The sequence below is a fragment of the Mycolicibacterium vaccae NBRC 14118 = CIP 105934 genome, assembly GCF_001552715.1.
In the GTDB taxonomy this organism is placed as follows: domain Bacteria; phylum Actinomycetota; class Actinomycetes; order Mycobacteriales; family Mycobacteriaceae; genus Mycobacterium; species Mycobacterium vaccae.
The window spans coordinates 1-1,397 of sequence record NZ_BCRS01000340.1 but is presented as its reverse complement, the minus strand read 5'-3'; the positions used below and the strand labels follow the sequence as shown (position 1 = coordinate 1,397).

The 1,397-nt window shown below is 61.1% G+C and carries 1 protein-coding gene; it reads left to right on the top strand.

All coding sequences use genetic code 11. The features are described 5' to 3' along the window. The first annotated feature begins 164 nt into the window (after positions 1–164). Positions 165–1,388 carry an ISL3 family transposase gene (locus MVA01S_RS29850; protein WP_003928857.1) on the top strand — a complete coding sequence of 408 codons (1,224 nt, stop codon included), beginning with the start codon at positions 165–167 and terminating at the stop codon, positions 1,386–1,388. The last annotated feature ends 9 nt before the right edge of the window (positions 1,389–1,397 follow it).

Sequence of the window (1,397 nt, the reverse complement as noted above, 5' to 3'; positions counted from 1 at the left end):
GTGGCGCTCCTAGTGTTTTAATGGGCGCATTCTTGCTGGTCAGCGATGGTTTCAGTTGTGGGTCAAGGGTATCGGCGTTTCACGGCGGAAATAAGGGACGCGCACGCGGTAGCGCTCTAAGTTGCGGGGTTACCACACCAACCTCAACCAGAGAGCTGATCCGCGTGCGCGTCAGTACTGCATTTAACCGTCTCCTGCAGATCCCCGGGGCATCGGTTACCGAAGTCGCCATCGGTGACCGTGATGTCGAAGTCGCGGTCCGTCCGACCGCCCGGCTGTTGAGCTGCCCGTGTGGCAAACGAGTCCGCACCGGCTATGACCGGCGGCGACGCCGCTGGCGCCACCTCGATCTAGGTACCAAACGGTTATGGCTGATCTATGAAATCCGCCGCCTGCGCTGCCCAGACTGCGGGGTCATCACCGAAACGGTGCCCTGGGCGCGACCAGGTGCCCGGTTCACCCGCGACTTCGAAGACATGGTGCTGTGGTTGGCCCAACGCGCTGACCGCACCACCGTCTCGACACTGATGCGGTGCGCCTGGGAATCGGTCACCGCGATCATCAACCGCGGAGTGACTGAACTGCTCGATCAACGACGCCTCCAGACCCTCTACCGCATCGGTGTCGATGAGATCTGCTACCGCCATCCACACCGATATCTGACCATCATCGGGGATCACGACACCGGCACCGTCATCGACATCCAACTTGGACGCAGCGAAGAATCCTTAGCGAGTTTCTATATCCAACAATCGCATTCGACGCTATCGACAATCACAACGGTCAGCATGGACGTCAGCAAGGCCTACCGTGGAGCCACCACCACCCACATACCGCAAGCCACCATTTGTTTCGATCCGTTCCACATCATGCAATGGGTCAACCGAGCCCTGGACCGCGTCTACGCCGAGTCGGCCACCGGGCCGGGTCGATCCTCGATCAGCACCGCCGACTGGAAGGCCGGCCGCTGGGCGCTGCGTACCGGAGAGAACAAGCTCACCGACAACAAGCGTGACCTGCTCAACCGAATCACCCGTACCAACCGCCGTATCGGGCGAGCCTGGACCCTGAAAGAACAACTGCGCGACCTCTACCGGCTTGAGCATGACCCCGGCACCGCCCGCCGCCTACTCAAAGCCTGGGTCACCGCCGCTAAGCGCAGCCGTATCCCCGCCTTCACCGCACTTGGCAAACGCCTCCAGGAACACTTCGAAGCCGTCATCGCCGCGGTCGAACTACGAATCTCCAACGCCCTCATCGAAGGCATCAACGCAAAAATCCGCCTGATCAACGCCCGCGGCTACGGCCACCACTCCGCCCAAACATTGACCGCAATGATCTATCTCTGCCTCGGCGGACTACGCCCACAGCTACCCACAACAAGGTGAGGAGCCGCA